The organism is Neisseria sp. P0021.S007 (assembly GCF_051956855.1).
The window spans coordinates 1-1,399 of sequence record NZ_JBQCXA010000069.1; the positions used below are offsets into that span (position 1 = coordinate 1).

Genomic DNA, 1,399 nt, shown 5'->3' on the forward strand with positions numbered 1-1,399 from the left:
TACTTGCACTGTCAATACAACAGCAAACGGATGAAAACGCTTGCTATTTTTCACCCCATTTTTCATTTTGGAGTGCTAATATGCAAACACTAAACATGGATGATTTACAACAAGTTTCCGGCGGTTTTAATTTCAGTCGAAGCGCGGTTTCAGGAGCCGGCCGCTGGGTTGGTGCCGGAGCAGGTGCTTTTGCCGGCGGCTTTACCGGAATGGCGTTAGGCGCGATTGCGGGACCGGGCGGTATGGCTGCCGGTGGTGCTATCGGAGCCAACGTAGGTAGAGTTTTAGGAGGCAGATTAGGTTCGTTTGTCGCCAGAAGATCGTTTGGCTATTAAATCATTGCCGATCAAACTCCGTATCCCGAAAATATTTACGGGATACGGATTCTTTATCAACAATACTGAAGGATAACGGCATGAAAAATTTTTGGGAAAATTATAAGAAAAACTTGCAGTTGCTCGCAACTTTTGCCAAAAAATATTGGAAGGTCCTACTGGTCATCAGCTTCGCTGTAAACTTTATTGTCATCGGGGTGAACACTATCTTGAGTCTCTATGTGATCAATCCGAAATATTTTTTAGGGGAAGAATATTTCCTTTCAGAAATTATCGAAAGCCTCGTCGCAGTAAGCTTGATGATATGGACATTCCTGAAATATATTCAGTACAAACAGAAAGATGCTTCTTCGAAAGATTCTTCTTCAAATTAAATACGGAACAATCCCAAACTTTATAAGAAGGATAAGGGCATGAAAAATTTTTGGGAAAATTATAAGAAAAACCTGAAGTTGCTCGCAAGTTTCAGCAAACAATACTGGAAGGCATTGCTGATTATGTGCTTTGCGGCCAGCTTTACTGTTTTCCTTGCGAACTTGATTTTAAGCCTTATCATCAATCCGAAGTATTTCTTTGGAGTAGACCGTTTTCTTCCCGACTGGGTCGAAGTGTTAATTATGTGTACCCTGGTTGAACTGATGTTCTTGAAATACATAAAATCCAAAAAGAAAAAATCGCTTCCAGAATAGGTACAAACAGATTAGCCCAACCTTGTCTTTTCAATGGGTTATATCTTTTTCCTGTCTGTCAAGATTTCTAAAACCAAGGTCGTCTGAAAAGCTTTCAGATGACCTTTTACTATGAATAATTCAAATAAAAAGCGCGAACCTTTCGATTCGCGCTTTTTTTTCAGACGGCATCAATTATTTTTTGTCGTCTTTTACTTCTTCAAAGTCGGCATCTACGATGTCGTCGTCTTTCTTAGCAGAAGACTCGGCTTGTGCGCCCTCGCCTGCTTGCGCTTCGGCTTGCGCTTGAGCGTAAACCATTTCGCCCAATTTTTGGCTGGCTGCACCCAAAGCTTCGGCTTTGGCATCGATAGCGGCTTTGTCGTCGCCTTTAAC

The 1,399-nt window shown here is 41.8% G+C and carries 3 protein-coding genes and 1 pseudogene; 3 read left to right on the forward strand and 1 reads right to left on the reverse strand.

The window, feature by feature from the left end:
* The 3 genes from ACTHUR_RS11125 to ACTHUR_RS11135 all read left to right on the forward strand — a co-directional run.
* The coding region (locus ACTHUR_RS11125) for a hypothetical protein (RefSeq protein ID WP_440398612.1) at positions 1 to 335 on the forward strand (335 nt) is incomplete at its 5' end.
* A gap of 80 nt (positions 336 to 415) precedes the next feature.
* Positions 416 to 709 carry a hypothetical protein gene (locus ACTHUR_RS11130; protein ID WP_070583845.1) on the forward strand — a complete coding sequence of 98 codons (294 nt, stop codon included), beginning with the start codon at positions 416 to 418 and terminating at the stop codon, positions 707 to 709.
* 39 nt (positions 710 to 748) lie between these two features.
* Positions 749 to 1,024 (forward strand): hypothetical protein, encoded by a 276-nt coding sequence (locus ACTHUR_RS11135; RefSeq protein WP_070646718.1) that lies wholly within the window; start codon positions 749 to 751, stop codon positions 1,022 to 1,024.
* A gap of 174 nt (positions 1,025 to 1,198) precedes the next feature.
* Here ACTHUR_RS11135 and dnaK read toward each other — a convergent pair.
* Positions 1,199 to 1,399, reverse strand: a pseudogene (gene dnaK, locus ACTHUR_RS11140) (molecular chaperone DnaK); the annotation flags it as partial.

Coding starts and splice junctions, on each gene's coding strand:
- ACTHUR_RS11130 (WP_070583845.1), top strand. CDS start 416: ATGAAAAATTTTTGGGAAAATTATAAGAAAAACTTGCAGTTGCTCGCA.
- ACTHUR_RS11135 (WP_070646718.1), top strand. CDS start 749: ATGAAAAATTTTTGGGAAAATTATAAGAAAAACCTGAAGTTGCTCGCA.